This window comes from Arthrobacter sp. Helios (genome assembly GCF_023167125.1).
In the GTDB taxonomy this organism is placed as follows: domain Bacteria; phylum Actinomycetota; class Actinomycetes; order Actinomycetales; family Micrococcaceae; genus Arthrobacter_B; species Arthrobacter_B luteolus.
In genome coordinates this window covers 3,290,305-3,308,616 of sequence record NZ_CP095402.1, presented here as the reverse complement: position 1 = coordinate 3,308,616, position 18,312 = coordinate 3,290,305, and the positions used below count along the sequence as shown (strand labels likewise).

The window sequence follows — 18,312 nt, the reverse complement described above, 5'->3', positions numbered from 1 at the left end:
GTGATTCACTGCAGGGCAGACTCCCCGCTCAGCCGGTGGTAGGTCCGGTCGTGGTAAACCAGGGGCGCGGCGGCCGGCCCGGTGTGAATTTCCAGCACAGCGGCGGCGATCAGCGTCGAGCTGCCCGCCTGGGTGAGGGACAGCACCCGGCAGACAAGCGCCCGGGGCACCCCCTTGAGCAGCGGCTCGCCGCCCGGCAGTGTTTCCCATTCCAGGTCCGGCCCAAACCGCTCCGTCCCACGCGCGGCAAAGAGGGCAGCCAGCCCGGCGTTTTCGGCGCCGAGCAGGTGCACCACGATGGTGCCGGCGGCGGCAATAACACCAGCCGAGCCTTCGGTCGAGGCCAGCGAGAACGCCAGGATGGGCGGAACCGCGGACACCGAGGTGACTGAGGACGCCGTCAATCCCACGGGCCCGGTGGGCCCTGCGGCGGTAATGATCGCGACGCCGGCGGGGTGGCCCCGGAACGCGTCCTTGAATTCATCCACCACAGGGTTGGTAACTGCCGTTGAAGTCATACCTCAAGCGTAGAACCTCAACAATAGTTGAGGTCAAATCTCCGGTTCCAGCAGGGGCGCACCGTGCGAATGCAGCCCGGAAGCATCGTCCGGATTGACGAAGCTGCACTCGGCCAGGGACAGGCAGCCGCAGCCGATACAGCCGCCCAACCGGTCCCGCAGGGCCTCAAGCTGGTGGATCCGGCTGTCGAGGTCCTGGCGCCAGGCCATGGAGAGGCGCTGCCAGTCAGCCTGGTCCGGAACGCCGTCGTGAGGTAGTTCCGCGAGGGCGGAGGCAATATGCGACAAGGGAATACCGGCCCGCTGGGCAGCACGGATAACCGCCACCCTGCGCAGTACGGAGCGGTCGAAACGGCGCTGGTTTCCCGCAGTCCGGCGGCTCTGGATCAGGCCCTGCCGCTCATAGAAATGCAGGGCGGAAACGGCCACTCCGCTGCGTTCAGCGACCTGTCCTACTGTCAGTTCACCGGGAACCCGGGTTTGTCCGTCCATATACCTGCACTGCCCTGCCTGCCGACACCGCCGGCTGCAGCTCAGCCGGTTGCTGAGTCCATTAAACCAAGGGGCGGGACGGAATGGCCGTACCGGAAGAGATTCTGCGGATCCCAGGCGGCCTTGGCCGAGCGCAGCCGCTCGTAGGCCTCCGGTTCCCACGCGCGGGCCCTGTCCTGTTCGTCACCTGCGGGTCCATGGAAGTTGATCAGGCTGCCGGCGGCGTAGGGTTCAAAACCCGTGGCGAGGCGCACCAGCGCTGCCTCGACGGCATCCTCCGCAGGGAGCCCCGGAACCCCAAGGATGAAGAGGTGGAAGCCGGCACTCCGGCCGGATACTGCGTCCGGTACCGCGGGATCAGCGGCCAGGGCTCCACCCAGCAGGCGAAGTTCGGCCATCACCAGGGGCGTGTCCGAGCCGGGACCGATGTGCCGGAGCAGTTCCGCTGCACCCTCCTCACTGAAGTCAGCGAGCAGCATGCCGCGTTCCATGCTGGGCATCGGACCCGCGGGATCGTCATGAATGGAATCCACGGCCCCGTAGTCCATCGGGCCAACGGTGTCCCTGAGCAGCGGAAGCGCACGCATCGGCCCGATCAGGGCCCCGCCCTCTTCCCGGCCGCCAAAAAACCCAAAGCGCAGCAGGACCGGCGCGCTTCCCCGGAGCTCCTCCGGAACGAACGGAACATCCGGAAGGTGCATAAAGGCCAGGGACGCCGATGCCTCGTGGGGCAGGCCAGGTGCCCACTGCCGGAAAGCCTCCAGCACGTCTCCGGCGGCTGCTTCCGGGAACACCATCTGCCCGCCGTAGAAGTCCCCCAGCGGGACTGCCCCAAAGGTCATTTCCGTGACTATTCCGTAGTTGCCCTTTCCACCGCGCAGCACGGCGAACAGTTCCGGCTCCTGGTCCGGATCGACGCGGCGCACTGTTCCGTCCGGTGTCACGACTTCAAGGCTGCGCACATGGTCCGCAGCGAATCCGAGGGACCTGCCCATCAGCGGGAGCCCGCCGCCGAGGGTGTAGCCGACTACTCCCACGCGCGAACTGGACCCATGGGCAGCGGTGAGTCCCAGGGGCACCAGTTGGTCCAGGACAGCGGACCACCGGACTCCCGCTCCCACTGTGACTGTCCCCGCCGTCTGGTCCACTGCGACGTCCTGCAGGCGTGAGGTGTTGATCAGCAGGCCTTCGTCCATGGGCGCCGCAACGCTGTGCCCGGTCGCCTGCACCGCGAGGGGGATGCCGCGCTGCGCGGCCCATGCCACCGCGCCGGCAACGTCACCGGCGTCGAGCACGCCCAGGGCTGCGTCTGGCCGGTGGACCTGGGCCAGGTTGTAGGACGCAGTGTCCTCCGCGTAGGCGGCGTCACCGGGCAGGCTCACGATGCCGCGGACGCTGCCGCGGAGTGCTTCAAGGTCTGGTTCCTGGATCATGGCTGCTCCCGGCGGTTGCGGTGGTCATCTTCGGTGCTGGCGGATACGCCCGGCCTGAGCACCGGAAATCTGCTCACAGGGTATGCACGCTCTCCGCGCACGCCAAGGGTGGGCGGGAAAGACCGTGCCGTCCGCACCCGCGCCCGCGCGCGCCAAAGTCTGGTAACTCTCAGCCTGCTTGGTGTTCACTTGGTACATGAGAGCCATCTGGAAGGGTGCCATAGCGTTTGGGCTGGTCAACGTGCCGGTCAAGGTCTATTCCGCCACCGAGGACCACGATGTCAGCCTCCATCAGGTGCACGAAAAGGACGGCGGCCGCATCCGGTACCAGCGCCGCTGCGAAATCTGCGGTGAAGTGGTGGAGTACAAGAACATTGCCAAGGCCTACGACGACGGCGAGCAGACCGTCGTCCTGACCGACGAAGACCTCGCATCGCTGCCGGTGGAGAAAAGCCGGGAGATCGAGGTGGTGGAGTTCGTGCCCAGCGACCAGGTGGACCCGATTCTCTTCGACCGGACCTATTATCTGGAGCCGGACTCCAAGTCCACCAAGTCCTATGTGCTGCTCCGCCGGACTCTGGAGGAATCCGAGCGCACCGCGATCGTCCAGTTCTCCCTTCGGCAGAAAAGCCGGCTGGGTGCGCTCCGGGTCCGCGGCGACGTCCTGACCCTGCAGACCCTGCTCTGGGAGGACGAGGTGCGCGAGGCCGCGTTCCCCTCCCTGGAAGAAAGCGTCCGCATTTCGGCGAAGGAGCTGGAAATGTCCTCGGCACTGGTGGAATCGTTCAGCTCCGATTTCGATCCCTCCGGCTTCACCGACGAGTACCAGGAGCAGCTGCGCACACTGATTGAAGCCAAGCTGGAAAAGGGTGAGGCCCTGGATACCCAGGAAACCTTTGGCGAAGAGCCCGAGGAAGAGGGCGGCAAGGTACTCGACCTGATGGAGGCCCTGCGCCGCAGCGTGGAGAAAAACCGCGGCAGGAAGGCTGGGTCCGCTGAGCAGAAGGACAGCGGGGGCAAGAAGCCTGCGGCGAAGTCCGCCGGCAAGAAAACCAGGAAAGGTGCCTAAGCATGGCCATCACCAGATTCTTCCGCGACCGTACCGGTAGGCAGACTGTTTTCCAGGTGCCCAACCTGCCGCTGCTGGCCTGGGCCGGTTTCGGCGCGGCCTCCGGCATGGCCCTCACACCGCGCTACCGCAGCCTGCTGCACCGGGCGAGCCAGGGCTCCATGCTGTTGTGGGCCGCCGGGGAAGCCTTCCGCGGCCGCAGCCCGTTCCGCCGGACAGTAGGCGCCGCGGCGCTCGTGCGGTCACTGACCCGCTGACGGCCCAGCCCTACTGGCGGTAACCCTCGACTTCACTCACGGGCCTCACGGCCGCGTCGTCCGGGTTCTCTCCCATCTCCAGGCGGGCACGGCGCTGCCGGAGCAGGTCCCAGCACTGGTCCAGCTGTTCACCAACCCGGCGGAGCTGCTCGGCGTGCTGTTCCGGGTCTGCTGCGGGACCGGCGTCGCGCAGTGCCTGTTCGCGCTCCACCAGTTCCTGGATCTGCTGCTGAATTTCTGAAGTGTCCATCCACCCACGCTAGCCAGCAGCGTAGTCCTGCACCAGAGCCGGCTCCCTGGGTGGATCAGTTGAGCAGCTGCCGGAGAAAGCCCGAAAACCCTTCGGGTGTTCTGCCGTCACGCCTCCCGGAGGTCACCGCCCGGATCCAGTCGGTGGCGATCCAGGCCACACCCGCTGCTTTCATTCGTTCGGCCAGCTGGATGTCCTCATGGGCCGCGTCGGGCCTAAAACCGCCGGCCGCGGAATACGCCGCGGCGGAAAAACCCAGGTTGGCACCGTGCACGTGCGGATGGCCTTCGATGAGCTGATGGCGTGAGTGCCACATGCTCAGGTGCTCGGCGGTCAGATCGGCGGCGTCCGGCACGACGGTGCCCAGGATCAGGCCGTGCCCCGCGGCGGCCAGCTGATGCTGCGTCAGCAGCCAGTTGCCGGGGACCACGGTGTCAGCGTCGGTATTAGCGATCCACCCGGCACCCGCCCGCAGCATCGCGTCGACGCCAAGCGCCCGCGCTGCCCCGACAATTCCAGCGTTGGTCTCCAGCAGGTGCAGCTCCAGACCCAGCCCGGCGCCTGCCTGCGCGGCCGCCTCAGCTGAGCCGTCGGTGCAGGAATCAAGAACGACGGCGACGCTCACCCGGACGGGACCTTCGGCTTCCGCTGTTTCGACGGCCGCCGCCACTGCGGCCAGGCAACGCGGCAGGAGTTCTTCCTCGTTACGGGCTGGAATGACGACGCCGGTGCGGCGTGGGGTCACAGCAGCCCTTCTCGTTGGGCCAGGGAGCGCACCGACGAGGCCGGCCCTGGGACCAGGACATCAATCCGGAAGTCGGCTTCGACGTGCTCGGAGAGCAGCGTCAGTCCGCTGCCGGTGCGGAACGCGTTATGCACGGTATCGCCGGTCAGCGGCCAGCCGGTATTCGGATGCCGCCAGTGGCACAGCAGCAGCACACCGTCCTCCGTCAGGGAGGCGGCTGCCTGCTTTACTGTTTCCTGCAGCTGGCCGGCAGTCAGGAAGTAGCCGATTTCCGAAATGAGCACCAGATCGAAGGTGTCCCGGGGCCAGTCAACCGGAATGGTCCCCTGGACGAACTCCACGCCGCCGGTCCCGGCGAGACGCGCCTGGGCAAGGTCCAAGGCACGGTCACTGATGTCCATGGCCAGCACCGAATCTGCACGTCTGGCCAGCTCGGCGGTAAGGACACCGATCGAACATCCTGGTTCGAAGACTGAGTGGAAACGTTCCTGCGGCAGCATGGCCAGGGTTAGTGCGCGTTTGCGGTGCTCATAGAAGCTGCCCTCGAAGTTCCAAGGATCCTGCGAAGCAGAGTAGAGGTCATCGAAAACCCTGCGCGGCGGGCGCGGTGCCGTGACGATAAAACTCTCGAACGGCCGCTGGAAATGCGCCAGGATCTCGGGCGCCAGCAGCGCCTCATCTCCCGGCTCCTCCGAAAGCCGGCTTACCTGGCTGCGGTGCGCGGCCATTGCGCGCGCCTTGCGGTCCGATGCTTCGGCATCCAGCGGGAAAAGCCGGAGCCCTTCGGGCAGATCCCGGGCGGTGCCCCAGTGCCAGAGCCAGATGGGATATTCCAGCAACGGAATACGGGCGGTCTCGGCCACCTCGGCGGCAACGGCACCCGCTGTGTCGTGGTCCGTGTGTCCGTCTGCCCGTGCCGGTGCCACCAGCCAGGTCTCGCCGTCGTGCTCTTCCAGGACCGCTTTGAGGGCCTGGGCCAGCTCTTCACGGTGGGCACTCAGTTGGCCGTCAGGAAGCCCCAGCAGGCGGACTGCCGCCCCGGGTGCCAGCTGGGCGACGGCGTCATCCAGCTCTTTCTCCCTGAGCGTGGACAGCATCCTGGGCGTATGCGTCGGTGAGTGCGGATGCGAGGCTTCCCCGGCCGTTGCCACAACCACGTCGACGACTGCACCTGCAGCTCCCATGGCCGCGATCAACCCGCCGGCACCCAGAGTTTCATCGTCCGGATGCGCTGCAAGGACCACCAGCCGCCGGGGATTCCCCGGCAGGACCTCATGAACGCCGGGCACGCCTCTCAACAGGGGCAGCCAGGCCTCCTCGGTGCGGGTCGGATCCTGATGCGTGAAAGTCACCATGGTTCTCCTCCGTCCGCCAGGAGCGCCTTCCCCAGGGCCGCGTCGTCCCGTTCAGCGTGGTGCTGGCGAACATAAACCTGCAGGTCAGCAACCCGCCTGGCGTACTCCTCGTCGGCGGTCAACGGACCCGGGCCCAATCCATGCGCGGCTGCTGCGAGCACCCGTTCAGCAGCCCCGGCTGCCACGGCGCGGACACGATGGGCCAGGATGGCACCGGCTGCGCCGTCCGCCCGGCCGGAATCCACGTCCGCCGCTGCTGCGGCCAGCACCCGGCGGGCAGCATGCAGGGACGCATCCGCCTGGCCGATCAGCATGTGGGCGATCTGATCCGGATTCCGGTCCCGGCTGGCACTGATCAACCGGCGGGCAACTCCCACGGCGCCGCCGTACCAGCAGGCGGCCACCCCCATCCCACCCCAGGCGAATCCGCTGCGTTCCAGATACCAGTTGTCCCCGCCCACCGGAACGGCGGGAACGTTACTGAAATCGACCGCGGTGCTTTCCACCGAGGCCAGGCCCCGGCTGACCCACAGCCCGCGCCCTTGCCGGACACCGGGCAGCCGGAGGTCGACAGCGAAGGCACGGCGGGTCTGCGGCCCGGTGTGGGCGGTGATTACGGCGTAGTCCAGCTGACCTGCCAGGGAGCACCATGGCTTTGTGCCGTTCAGATGCCAAGTGCCGTCGCCGCGCATCTCCGCCACCAGGACCGTGTCCGGTGACTCTGCGGCATAAACACCCCAGGTACTACCGGAGGGATCCATTCCTTCTGCTGTATATGTCCCCGCTGCCGCTCCCCCTGCGGCCTGAGCCAGAATGGCAGCGGCATCCAGATGCGGTTCAACCACACGGGCAGCCGTAAGATCCGCCGCGCCGAGGGTGGCCAGCAGCTCCCAGAGCCGGCACGTTGCCCCCTGCCCCGGAAGGGGCGCGAAAGCAGTGGCGGGCTTGATCAGAGAGAGGGCCGCGACGGCTGAACCGTTGGTGTCAACGGCCAGTGCACCCAGGTCCGCCAGTGCGTCCATCTCAGCGGCCGGAAGCGGTTCTGGCCGGAGCTGGACAGGACTGATCATGCAGCACCTCCGGTGCCGCGGTCCACAGCGAAAGTCGCCATGGGGCCCGATGCCCGGGGAACAGCAAGAGTCGGCTCATACGGCACGGACCCAGCTCCTTTCTAAGGGTGCTTCCTAATTTACAACCTGGGGGCAAGACTCCGAAATTGAAGTAACACTGAATTACCGGACCTCAGTGGCCGCCAAAACACACCGGAAGGCACGGCTTTCCAGCCGTGCCTTCCGGTGAACCCGCTGCTAGTTGGGAATGCTGCCTTCTCCGGGTGAACCCCGGCTGCCGCCCCCACTGCGGGCGCGGTCATCCCCGAGGACGAAACCTAGAATAATCATCACCGCTCCCAGACCAAGGTGCAGCCAGTTGTCCGCCCAGTTAAACGGCACAAAGTTCCAGGCCCCGTTCAGCGGGATGATCAACCCGTAAATAAACAGGAGCAGGTACAGGACGCCGGCACCGATGAGGTAGGTCTTGGCGGATGAGTGGGTTCTAGCCATCCAGAGCCCTAGGAATCCGAGGATGAGGTGAACCACATTGTGCAGCACGGAAACCTGGAAAACTCCAAGCAGGACGGCCTCGGAGTCGTAACCGGAAAAGTAGAGCGCACTGTAATTAGTGGTTATTCCGGGGATAAAACCGAGGACGCCGATTACTAGGAAAACAATGCCAAAAACAAGGGCTGCCACCTGGGCGGTTGTCCTTCGGGCGGAAAGCCCTTGACTGCTGCTTGCGTATGCCATGGCCAACTCCTATCTCCGGCGGAGAGTGTGGACTCCGGCCATACGGAGGCCCGTAATGGTACGCATTAAACTGTGGCACAGACGCTGCTAAATGGGAAGCACACTTAGCATCTCCGGTCGCAGCGCCCGGGACCGGCAGGCACCTTGACGGATGGCCTCCGAACCTGTGGGCTGGAGGCCCGCCCAGGAAGGACCGTCATGCAGTCCCTTTGGATCGATACCGCGCCAGCCATTCCCACGGACCCCTTCATCCCGGGCACGTCCTATGACACGGTGGTCGTCGGAGCCGGACTCACCGGCCTGGTGAGTGCTGTCCTGCTGGCCCGGGGCGGCCACCGGGTGGCGGTGCTTGAGGCGCGGCAGGCAGGGGCGGTCACCACCGGCCATACGACGGCAAAAATCAGCCTGCTGCAGGGCAGTGTGGTTTCCACGGTGGCAAAGCATCACAACACCGGAACCGCTACCGAATACATCAACGCAAACCGGCGGGGGAAGGACTGGCTGCTGCAGTTCTGCACCGAAGCGGGTGTCAGTTATGAGGTGCGTGATGCCTGGACCTACGCCGTCACGGACCAGGGCGCGTCCGTCCTGGCGGACGAACGGGACGCCTGCCGTGCTGCGGGTCTGACTGTTCAAAGCAGCACGGAAACCGGACTCCCCTTCCCCGTCCAGGCTGCCCTGAAACTCCCTGGCCAGGCGCAGTTCCACCCCGTGGAAGCGCTGGGTGCACTTGCCGCGGAATTGAGGCGGCGGTCGGGGGTGCTGGTGCAGGGAATCCGCGTCACGGACGTGAGGCATACCGGCGACCGGATACGGGTGATCACTGCGGCGGGCGATCTGGAGGCCGGTTCTGCCGTCCTGGCAACAGGAATTCCGATTCTGGACCGCGGCGGATACTTCGCCGTCGTGAAGCCGATGCGTTCCTACGCCGCAGCCTTCCCCGTAGCCGGTCCGGTGCCGGAAGGCATGTACCTCTCCGTGGATCAGCCGGCCAGGTCACTGCGGACGGCGGAGGCAGGAGGCGGCAGATACCTCCTGGTTGGCGGGAATGGGCATCCGGTGGGCCGGGCCGCCCACACCAGGGACCGGCTGGCGGATATCTCCCGCTGGACCCGGGAGCATTTTGCTGTGGAGGAAGCGCATTATCAGTGGTCTGCGCAGGACTACCAGCCGGCGGCGGCCGTCCCGTACGTGGGAGAGCTCCCGGTGCTGGGGCGTCGGATCTACGCTGCGACCGGGTTCAACAAGTGGGGAATGACCAACGGTGCGGCGGCGGCCCTCTCAATCTCCTCGCGGATCCTGGGCGGGCCGGATCCTGCCGGGAACCTCTTTAGAGCCAGGATCAGCGTCCCGGACGCCGTGACCACGGTGAAGGACAACGCCGAAGTGGGCCTGCAGATGATCAGCGGCTGGGCTGGCGGGCTGGCCCGCAGCGCCCATACCGCGCCAGGAGAGGGGCTCGGCGTCGTTGTGAGGGAGGGCGGTTCCCCGGTGGCAGTTTGTACGGTCAACGGGGTGACTACCCGGCGGTCCGCCATCTGCCCGCATCTGCACGGCATCCTCAGCTGGAATGACGCTGAAACTTCCTGGGACTGCCCGCTGCATGGCTCACGCTTTAGCGCCACGGGCGAACTCCTGGAAGGACCTGCCGTCCGGGACCTGGACCCGGCTTAATATGCGGGGTGTTACGGATTGAGAAGGCTGTTCACCTGAGCAATCCTCTGAAAATACGAAAGATTCCCTCAAGATACTGCAAAGCCCCGTTTTAAGACCGGGGAGCCAATCTCTGCACTCATATGGTGGTCCTGTTTGTATTCAAACCGCTCTTTGATCTTGACAAATTGCGGATTTTTCCTGGGGGCCTCTTTTGCGCAGGTTGCTTGCTCTGCTGCTGTCCGTATCCGTTCTGGTAACCGGACTGGTGGTACCGGCCCTGCCGGCGGCCGCTGCCGACACCGGATTGTCCTTGGGGAAGGAGGCACCGGAAACCGTCCTCGTTAATGGGTCTATGCCCTACACCCTCACGGCCACCAACACGGGCAGTGCAGCGCAGTACAACGTCTCCTTCCGGGATGTCCTGCCCGCAGGCGTCGGATACGTCCCGGGGAGCACAACGCCGGCAGGCAACGAGCCGCTGGTGATCGCAGACAAGCCCCTCCCAGGGCAGACCACCCTCATCTGGCGTGATGCCTTCGACCTGCAGCCCAACGATTCAAACGGAATCAGCTTCAGCGTTAGCGTGGATCCCGCCAGCCATCCGGTGGGCAATACGTTCAGCAACAACGCCGATGTGTACTCCAACACGAACCCGCGCACGGTGCCCGCCTTTGCCCCGGACGGCACGGCGCGGACCACAAGCTTCTCCGCCTCGGCAGCCAGCGGCCCGGTATCAACGGCCGTTACTGCCCTCGAAGTCGCCAAGTCCGAGCCCAGCCCTGAAGCGGAACTCCTTCGCGGAGTGCACACCCAGACCACCGTGTACACGGTCAAGGTCACCAATAACTCCTTCGCTGCTACCGACGGTGTACTGGTCACGGACTATCTGCCCGCAAACCTCGAATTCCTCGGGTGCGGAGCGGTGGACAACAGCGCATCGGTCGAGTTTTCCGGCGCTTCTTGGCTGACCGGAACACCCGCTGTTACCCCCTGCATCGGCCCGAAGACGGTTGAGACGGTCCAGAATCCTGCGGGATATCCGGCCGGTGTTTACACAAAGGTTGTCTGGGAACTGGGCACCATGGCTACCGGCCAGGTCACCGAGATCCGTTATGCCGCGGGCGTACCGCTGCTGGAGAACACCCTGTTCACTGATGCTGACGCCCCTGAAAGCCTGCTCCAGGCCGCCAACCTGGACAACAACACCGGTGCCCCGACCCGTCAGGTGGACGGCGGCGACGAGGCCACCAACTATGTGGAAGCCGCCGGCCGGTACTCCGGCAAGGTGGAGGCCGATGGTCCTCCCGAGGTCATGGCAAAGGCCCAGCACACCGTTACGGTGCACGACCTGCGCATCCTCAAGTCCTCCAACGTGCAGAACTTTGATGCCGGCGAGGTCGTCACTTACACGCTCCGGCTCGATGCCAGCGAGTACGCGTCCAGCAACGGAATCGTCATCACCGACGTCCTTCCTGACGGCTTGTGCCCGCTGGGTACCTACACCGGACAGCCCGCTGATTGCGGACTGAGCGGCCATGAGCCCTCGGTTCCCTACACCTCTGTCACCCATGACCCGGCGGCCGGCACCTTCACCCTGAAATTTGAACCGAACGTCCAGGTTGATGCCAACGGCAGCATCACGCTGACGTACAAAGCCCTGATGCGGAAGGACTACAGCGGCGGGTCGCTGAACAATACTCCGACCTCCGCCGGCGACTCCTTCGAAAACAAGGTCTCCCAGACAGCGGACACCACCCCGATCCCGGCGAATACCGTGGATGCCGGAACAATCAGCGTGACCGATCCGTCGTCGGCTGGCCTGAACACCGACGCCGAGTCGCTGATCAAGAGGATCGGACTCGATTCCGCTCCGATGACGTGTTCGAGCGCCGAGTACCGTGCCGACCCGACCGGAACAGAGGACGTCACGTTCGCCAAGGGCGACCGCGTGTGCTTTGAGATCCAGGTGAAATTCTCCAGTGCCGTGGAAACCCGCAACGCCGTTGTCACAGACTTCCTGCCCGCAAACCTCACCTACGAGGATGGCTCCGCCACGGTTTCCGGGTTCACCCCCCGGGTGCAGTTCAGCGCAGACCAGGGCCTGCTCACCTGGACCTTGGGCAACGACGTCAGCGGGAGCCGGGTGGTTCCGGCCGGCAGCGTCTTCACCGTCGTCTTCAGCGCGATCGTTAATGCCGCCCCGGCCCAGACCGGGGACAAGACCGGGAACCTGGCCAAGCTGCGTGCCACTAACACCGCAGGTCTGGCCCGTTCGCACCGCGATGAGGTCAACTTCCTCACCGAGAAAACCCCGGTAAGTATCGAGAAGTCAGCTTCCTCGGCCCAGGTGCGCCAGGGAGACAACGTGACGTACACGCTCGCAGTCGGGAACAGCTCCTCCCGCACTGTGAGCAACGTTCAGGTCTGGGATGTGCTCCCGGAAGAAATCCGCTGCACCGACGTCACCAATCCGGGCGGCGGCACCTGCACCGACCCCGGAGCAGCCGGACACCCCACCTTCGCGGGCAATGCGGACCACAGCGCCTTGACCTGGAATATCGCTGGCATCGCACCGCGTGCCAGCCATGATCTGACCTACGAGGTCACGATGCCCTCCTACCTGGGCGTTTCCGAGCGGTTGACGAACACGGCTCACGTCCGTTCCTACGAAGCAGCCACCAACCTGGGCGGCACCGTCACGCACTACCCCGGCGAGAACATTGACACTTCTGTGGACAAGTTGGATCAGGATCCCGACCCGGTCCGGGACGATGCGCTGGTCCAGGTTCCGTCTGCTGCCGTTGCCAAGGGCGTGACTTCGGCAGTAGGCGAAGCAGGCAACACCGGTTCGGAACCGATGCCCGGGTCCTCAACCCAGGCAACCATCGGGGAAAAGGTGACGTACACCGTCACCGCCCGCATTCCGGCAGGCACCACTGTGTACAACGGAGTGCTCAAGGACACCATGCCCGCTGGCCTCGCAGTGCTGCAGGACAACGGCCAGCCGAAGCTCATCGCCACCGTTCCGGCGGGCTACACCGGGAGCACCCCTCCAGCCGTGGGAACCGATGGCACGGTCACGTTGAACCTTGGGACCTATCAGAACAGCACACCCCAGGAGCAGGTTTTCACCCTGCTCATTGAGGCCGTGGTTACTGATCTCCAGGCCAATGCGGCCGGCACCATCCGCACCAACACCGCGACGCTCTCGAGCGGCGCCGGAACGTACCCGGGGGCGACCGGCCCGGCAGACCGGACCGCCACCGCCCAGACCGGCATTGTGGAACCGGCACCGGGAGTCACCAAAACCAACGACCGCCCGGCCTCCAGCCAGACGGTCCAGGGCGGCGATGTCATCACCTACACCGTTACCGGGCGCAACGCTTCCGGATCGGTGCTGCACAATGCGGTCCTGACGGATTGCCTGCCGGAAGGACTGCGGCTGACCAGCACCGGTTTGGACAACCGGGTCCTCACTGCCGCGGAGGCTGGCTGCGCGGCCGGCAGCACCCTCATCAGCTGGAATCTCGGCGACCTGGCCCCCGGAGCTTCGGAAGTGCGCACTTACACGGCCGAGGTGGAAAACGCGACGGCCGGGTCACTGACCTACACCAACACCGTCCGGCTCGCGGGCAGCAGCCTGACTGCTCCCCAGGCCGACGGCGATGTCCGGACCTACACCACCCAGGCAACAAGCGCAGTCAAGGTGGCTGGCGCAACCGTAACGAAGACGGCGAACCCTGCCTCGGCGCGCAAGGGTGAAACCGTTACGTACACGGTCACAACCACGGTTCCCGCCAACATCAACTTCTACAACCTCACCGTCCTGGATACCCTCCCGGCCGGAATCGACATCAACAGCATCACGCCTGTGGGTGCGAATACGACTTATCTGGGCGCCGACGGACAAAAGGCCGGCTTCCTGCTGGGCGATTTCACGGCAAGCCCCCAGGAACGGCTCCTCGTTGTGCAGTACACGGCAAAGCTGGCCACCACCGCAGCACCAGCAGCCGGGACAATCTTGACCAACACGGCCTACCCGGTCTGGGACACGGTCAGCCAGCCGGCGCCCACAACCCCGGCCTATCCCTTCGATGAGGAAGGCCCGAAGGCTTCGGCCACCGTCAAGGTCCTGGAGCCCAAGGTCAGCATCACCAAGGTGGTTTCCAACACCACGCCGGAACCCGGCGAGAACTTCGCCTACACCGTCCGGGCAACCAACTGGAGCGGCGCCAACGCCAGCACCGCCCACAATGTGGTGGTCACCGACGTCATACCGTCCAATGTCCTCGTCGATGCTGCCTCGCTGGGCAATGGTGGTGCCCTGCAAGGCGCCGACCCCCAGACCGGGGGCGGAACCATCACCTGGACCATCCCCCAGATCGCACCGGGAGCAACGGTCGAGCTGACCTATACCGCCACGCTGGCGGCATCCGGGAAGCTGACCGCGGCGGGTCTGAAGAACACCGTCAAGGTTTCGTCCTACACGTCGCTGCCGGGAACGGACCCGGCTGACGCTGGACGAACCTATACAGGTCCCGAAGCGACGGCGACCGTCACACCGGACTTCCCGAAGCTGGGCGCCGCCAAATCCACTCCCAGCGGCGGCATCGCTTACCGGGGCCAGCCCTTCACCTGGCAGGTCACGGTAACCAACTCCGGCCGGGGAACGGCCTTCGCCGCCGGCGCCACCGACACCCTTCCGGAGAACTGGACCTACGTTGCCGACAGCGCGCGGGTCAGCGTCAACACCGGCGCTGCAGCCGCCGTCGAACCCAATATTTCCGGAGTCCGGAACCTGACCTGGGCAAGGCTTGGTGATCTGCCCTCCGGGCGGTCGCTGACGATCACGTACCAGGCCGTCCCGGCGACCGAGGCAGCGGTCGGCATGGCCACCGCACACCGCAACACGGCCACGCCCACAGGCACCGACCGGACAGGTGAGCCCGGCAACCAGACCGGGAGCTACTCCGGGCCGCCCACCAGTGCGGAAGCGAAGATTGCCTCTGCTGACCTCTCGATCGAGAAGACGGTCGGCACGGCCCCGGTGGCCGGTTTGAACGGCTCCTGGATCATGACCGTGACCAACAACGGGCCTGACACGGCAGCCGGACCGTTCACTGTGAAGGACACTTTCGACCTGCAGAACGCCGCCACGGTCACCGGTATTTCCGGTACGGGCTGGGCATGCCAGATCGGAACGATGGAGTGCACGCGGGCTGGGACACTGGCTTCCGGCGCCTCGTTCGAGCCGATCACCGTCACCTACTCGGTCATCGGAGGCGGCCAGGGCACCGTCCTGACAAACACCGCACGGGTCACCGGGCAAACCCATGACCCGGTCCCGGAAAACAACACCGATACCGCGACCGCCCGCGTCACCGCCTATGCGGACCTGGTGCTCAGCAAGGACCTGACCGGCTCCATGGTGGCCGGGCAGCAGGCCACGTACACGCTGGAGGTCAGGAACGCCGGGCCATCGGTTTCCCGTGGCGGGTTCACCATCACGGATACCATTCCAGCCGGCACCACCTTCGTCTCGGCCTCCGGAACGTGGTGGAGCTGTGGAACACCGGCGGACGGCAAAGTCACCTGCAGCTACCGATCGGACCTTCCTTCCGGAGCCAAAGCCAATCTGCTGACCCTGGTGCTGGCGGTTGATTCCAGCACGACGGCGGCAGTCACCAATACGGCCACCGTAACCCCGGTTACCCCGGAAGCTCCGGACGGCGAACCCCAGCCGACAGAGAACAACACGGATACCGCAACCGCCACTCCCGGGCAGGTCACGGATTTGGGCATCACCAAGGTCCTGTCCTCCCAGGACCTGGTCGCCGGCCAGCAGGCCACCTACACCGTTGCCGTCACGAACTACGGGCCCTCTGCGGCCCGGGACGTGGTGGTCACAGATCAGCTGGATCCCCGCTTGACCTTCGTCTCCGCTTCAGGAAGTGACTGGATGTGCTCCGCCACGGAGCAGGATGTCTCCTGCGCCTATACGGCAAATGGAGGTGTGCTGGCCGCGGCGTCACCGGCGGTCCCCACCAGCTTCGATCTGACCGTCCTGGTCTCCGCGTCCAGCGGCGGCGTCAGCATCGCCAACACGGCGTCGGTTTCCACCAGCACCCCGGAGACCGGTCCCGCGCCGAACAGCAGCACCAGCACCGGGCCCACCACGGCCCGCGCCGATCTTGCGCTGGCCAAATCGCACACCGACGCAGCGGTAGCCGGACAAAACCTGGCGTACACCCTGGTGGTCAGCAACAACGGGCCGTCGAATTCGAGCCTTGCTGCCGGTGGCGGTTCCCTGGCCGTCACGGATACCCTGCCGGCTGGCATGTCCTTCGTATCCGCCAGCGCCGGCTGGAGCTGCACTACCGCAGGCCAGCTGGTTGCCTGCAACTACCCGGGCAGCCTGGCGCCCGGCGGGTCAATCTCCCTGGTCATGACGGTGGCCATCGCCGCGGATGTCCAGGGCCAGCTTTCCAACACCGCCTATGTGACCGGTGACGGTACGGTTCCGGACCCGGATCCGGCCAACAACCACAGCACTGATCCGACCACAGTTCTACGGGAGTCTGCGCTCTCGCTGGTCAAGACCCTGGACACGCCCGCACCGGTCGTCGCCGGAACCACCGCCCAGTTCACCCTGCAGGCGGCGAACGCCGGCCCCGGCAACGCCGAATCGGTGACAGTCCGGGACACCCTCCCGCAGTACCTGACCTTTGTCTCGGCGTCGGGTGCAGGCTGGTCCTGCGAGGCTCACGGCCAGGATGTCCTGTGTGAACGGCCGACGGCGGCGATCGGCGCCCAGCCGCCGATCACGGTGCTGGCCGCAGTGGATCCGGCGGTTCCGGTATCCCCCGCCAACGGGGTCCTGACCGTCCAGAACGTTGCCGAACTGACCAGCGGCACGCCGTCGACCGTCACCAATCCCGCGCCGGTGGATGTACCGATCATTGCCAGCGCCGACCTGGAACTGACCAAGGCGCCTTCGGCCGCGGTCGTCGAGGCCGGAACAACCATGGACTGGACCCTGGCTGTCAGCAACAACGGGCCAAGCACGGCAACCGGTCCGCTGACTGTCACGGATACGCTGCCCGCGGGCCAGAGCTTTGTGTCCGCAGCCGGCACCGGATGGATCTGCACTCCTGGTGCGGCGCCCACCGGCCACGATCCCCAGCAGTCCATCTCCTGCACCTATGCCGGTTCGCTGGCGCCAGGTGAGTCCGCGGAACCGCTGGTCCTGACCGTGATGGTTGCGGCGGACGCAGCGGAAGCGGACATGGTGAATACCGCCGTTGTCTCCTCACCCACACCCGATCCCGTGCCGGCGAACAACACCGGAACGGCCACGGTATCTGTGGACCGGGTCCTCTCCCTGGGCATTGCCAAGTCGCACGTCGGCAACGGCACGGTCGGAGAGGTGAAGGACTTCCGGCTCACGGTAACCAACACCGGAACGTCCGACGTCCAGGACCTCCAGGTCACTGACGTCCTCCCGGACGGACTGACGTTTGAATCCGCCACGGGGAACGGCTGGACCTGCACTGAGGCCGGCGGCACCATTTCCTGTGACCATCCGGGGACCCTCGCTCCCGGAGAGTCCGCGGATGACATCATCGTCACCGTGATGGTGGAACCGGCTGCCTACCCCTCGGCAGTCAATACGGCAGCGGCTTCCTCCACGGACCCGGACCTGCCCGGCAGCGTGACAACGGACGACCGGCTCGACGTCGATCCTTCAGCCGCGCTGGCACTGAACAAGGTCCACAACGACGGGTTCGCCGTCGGCAGCCAGGGAACGTACACCCTGACGGTTACCCACACGGGAGCGACAGCAACTCCCGGGCCGGTGGTTCTTTCCGACGACCTGCCGGATTCCCTCCGGTTTGTCTCCGCGGCCGGTGACGGCTGGTCCTGCACCGCCACAGACCAGCTGGTTGACTGCGCACGGCCGGGCGAGCTTGCCGTCGGTGCCTCGGCCGAACTGGTGCTGACTGTCGATGTTCTGGCCGCCGCGTATCCAGAGGTTGAGAACACGGCCACGGCCAGCGCTCCGGGCTCTCCTCCGGTGAGCTCCACCGACACGGCACCCGTCCTTCCGCTGGTGGACTGGAACATCAAGAAGGAACTGGCGGGCTACTCCAACCACCAGGCCGACTACCTGATCACCGTGACAAACACCGGCCAGAACACCTCCGTATCTCCGGTGAGTGTGACGGACGATCTGCCCGCGGGACTGGAGTTTGTTTCCGCAGAGGGCAACGGGTGGACCTGTCCGCCCGCAGGTTCGCTGGTTGAATGTCTCCACGATGCCGGGATCGCGCCGGGCGAGAGCCGGGAGCTGACGGTATCCGCGAAGGTTACCGCCGCGCCGGGAACCGTGGTCGAGAACGTTGCGTCCGTCACCGGCGGCGGAGGGTCCTCGGCAGGCTTCCCGGTGCCGCCGGTGGAACCCGGGCCGGCACTGCCGCTCGATAAGGATCCGTCAGCCGAAAGCGGTCCGGCGCTCGTGGAGGCTACCACCGACGGCAAGCTGGCGGACACCGGCAGCTCTGGAATGCTGATGCTCTGGGCCGGGCTGCTGATCCTGTTTGCAGGAGCCGGAGTCCTCTGGCTGGAACGCCGCCGGAGGGTAACACCCGCCTAGCCGGTCTTCCGGAGAAAGCCTCGGCACCGTGCGGTTGAAACCGCAGGTGCCGAGGCCCGCCGCCTAAGCCGGGGCACAC

General features: G+C 65.8%; 12 protein-coding genes. 4 read left to right on the top strand and 8 right to left on the bottom strand.

Features of this window, described 5'->3' with window-relative positions:
• Window positions 1–5: 5 nt before the first annotated feature.
• From ArtHe_RS15115 to ArtHe_RS15105, 3 genes are read right to left on the bottom strand one after another with little or no spacing between them, the layout of a single operon-like run.
• Window positions 6–518 carry a flavin reductase family protein gene (locus ArtHe_RS15115; protein ID WP_248317687.1) on the bottom strand — a complete coding sequence of 171 codons (513 nt, stop codon included), beginning with the start codon at window positions 516–518 and terminating at the stop codon, window positions 6–8.
• 33 nt (window positions 519–551) lie between these two features.
• A complete protein-coding gene (soxR, locus tag ArtHe_RS15110; RefSeq protein ID WP_248317686.1) occupies window positions 552–1,010 on the bottom strand; it encodes a redox-sensitive transcriptional activator SoxR in 459 nt (152 codons plus the stop codon).
• Between the two features lie 41 nt (window positions 1,011–1,051).
• Window positions 1,052–2,443 carry an FAD-binding oxidoreductase gene (locus tag ArtHe_RS15105; protein WP_248317684.1) on the bottom strand — a complete coding sequence of 464 codons (1,392 nt, stop codon included), beginning with the start codon at window positions 2,441–2,443 and terminating at the stop codon, window positions 1,052–1,054.
• A 196-nt stretch (window positions 2,444–2,639) separates the two neighbouring features.
• Between ArtHe_RS15105 and ArtHe_RS15100 the strand changes: the two genes are divergently transcribed.
• Both ArtHe_RS15100 and ArtHe_RS15095 read left to right on the top strand, forming a co-directional pair.
• Window positions 2,640–3,512, top strand: coding sequence for a Ku protein (locus ArtHe_RS15100; protein ID WP_066300556.1), 873 nt, complete (start codon window positions 2,640–2,642; stop codon window positions 3,510–3,512).
• A gap of 2 nt (window positions 3,513–3,514) precedes the next feature.
• The gene (locus tag ArtHe_RS15095) at window positions 3,515–3,769 is read left to right on the top strand and encodes a hypothetical protein (protein WP_248317683.1); all 255 of its coding nucleotides are present in this window, start codon (window positions 3,515–3,517) and stop codon (window positions 3,767–3,769) included.
• A 10-nt stretch (window positions 3,770–3,779) separates the two neighbouring features.
• On the opposite strand, the gene ArtHe_RS15090 is transcribed toward ArtHe_RS15095, so the two are convergent.
• The 5 genes from ArtHe_RS15090 to ArtHe_RS15070 form a co-directional block, all read right to left on the bottom strand.
• Window positions 3,780–4,019 carry a DUF2630 family protein gene (locus ArtHe_RS15090; RefSeq protein WP_248317681.1) on the bottom strand — a complete coding sequence of 80 codons (240 nt, stop codon included), beginning with the start codon at window positions 4,017–4,019 and terminating at the stop codon, window positions 3,780–3,782.
• Between the two features lie 55 nt (window positions 4,020–4,074).
• A complete protein-coding gene (locus ArtHe_RS15085; protein ID WP_248317680.1) occupies window positions 4,075–4,764 on the bottom strand; it encodes a glycosyltransferase family A protein in 690 nt (229 codons plus the stop codon).
• Complete coding sequence (locus ArtHe_RS15080) at window positions 4,761–6,119, bottom strand: bifunctional PIG-L family deacetylase/class I SAM-dependent methyltransferase (RefSeq protein WP_248317679.1); 1,359 nt, start codon at window positions 6,117–6,119, stop codon at window positions 4,761–4,763. Before ArtHe_RS15080 ends, ArtHe_RS15085 begins: the two co-directional genes overlap by 4 nt.
• The gene (locus ArtHe_RS15075; RefSeq protein ID WP_248317678.1) at window positions 6,113–7,189 is read right to left on the bottom strand and encodes an acyl-CoA dehydrogenase; all 1,077 of its coding nucleotides are present in this window, start codon (window positions 7,187–7,189) and stop codon (window positions 6,113–6,115) included. Before ArtHe_RS15075 ends, ArtHe_RS15080 begins: the two co-directional genes overlap by 7 nt.
• A 237-nt stretch (window positions 7,190–7,426) precedes the next feature.
• Window positions 7,427–7,924 carry a DUF4383 domain-containing protein gene (locus tag ArtHe_RS15070; protein WP_248317677.1) on the bottom strand — a complete coding sequence of 166 codons (498 nt, stop codon included), beginning with the start codon at window positions 7,922–7,924 and terminating at the stop codon, window positions 7,427–7,429.
• Between the two features lie 198 nt (window positions 7,925–8,122).
• Here ArtHe_RS15070 and ArtHe_RS15065 point away from each other — a divergent pair, with 198 nt between their 5' ends.
• On the top strand, window positions 8,123–9,598 hold the full coding sequence (locus ArtHe_RS15065; RefSeq protein WP_248317676.1) for an FAD-dependent oxidoreductase: 1,476 nt from the start codon (window positions 8,123–8,125) through the stop codon (window positions 9,596–9,598).
• 247 nt (window positions 9,599–9,845) lie between these two features.
• Complete coding sequence (locus ArtHe_RS15060; protein WP_282568730.1) at window positions 9,846–18,233, top strand: isopeptide-forming domain-containing fimbrial protein; 8,388 nt, start codon at window positions 9,846–9,848, stop codon at window positions 18,231–18,233.
• Window positions 18,234–18,312: the final 79 nt, after the last annotated feature.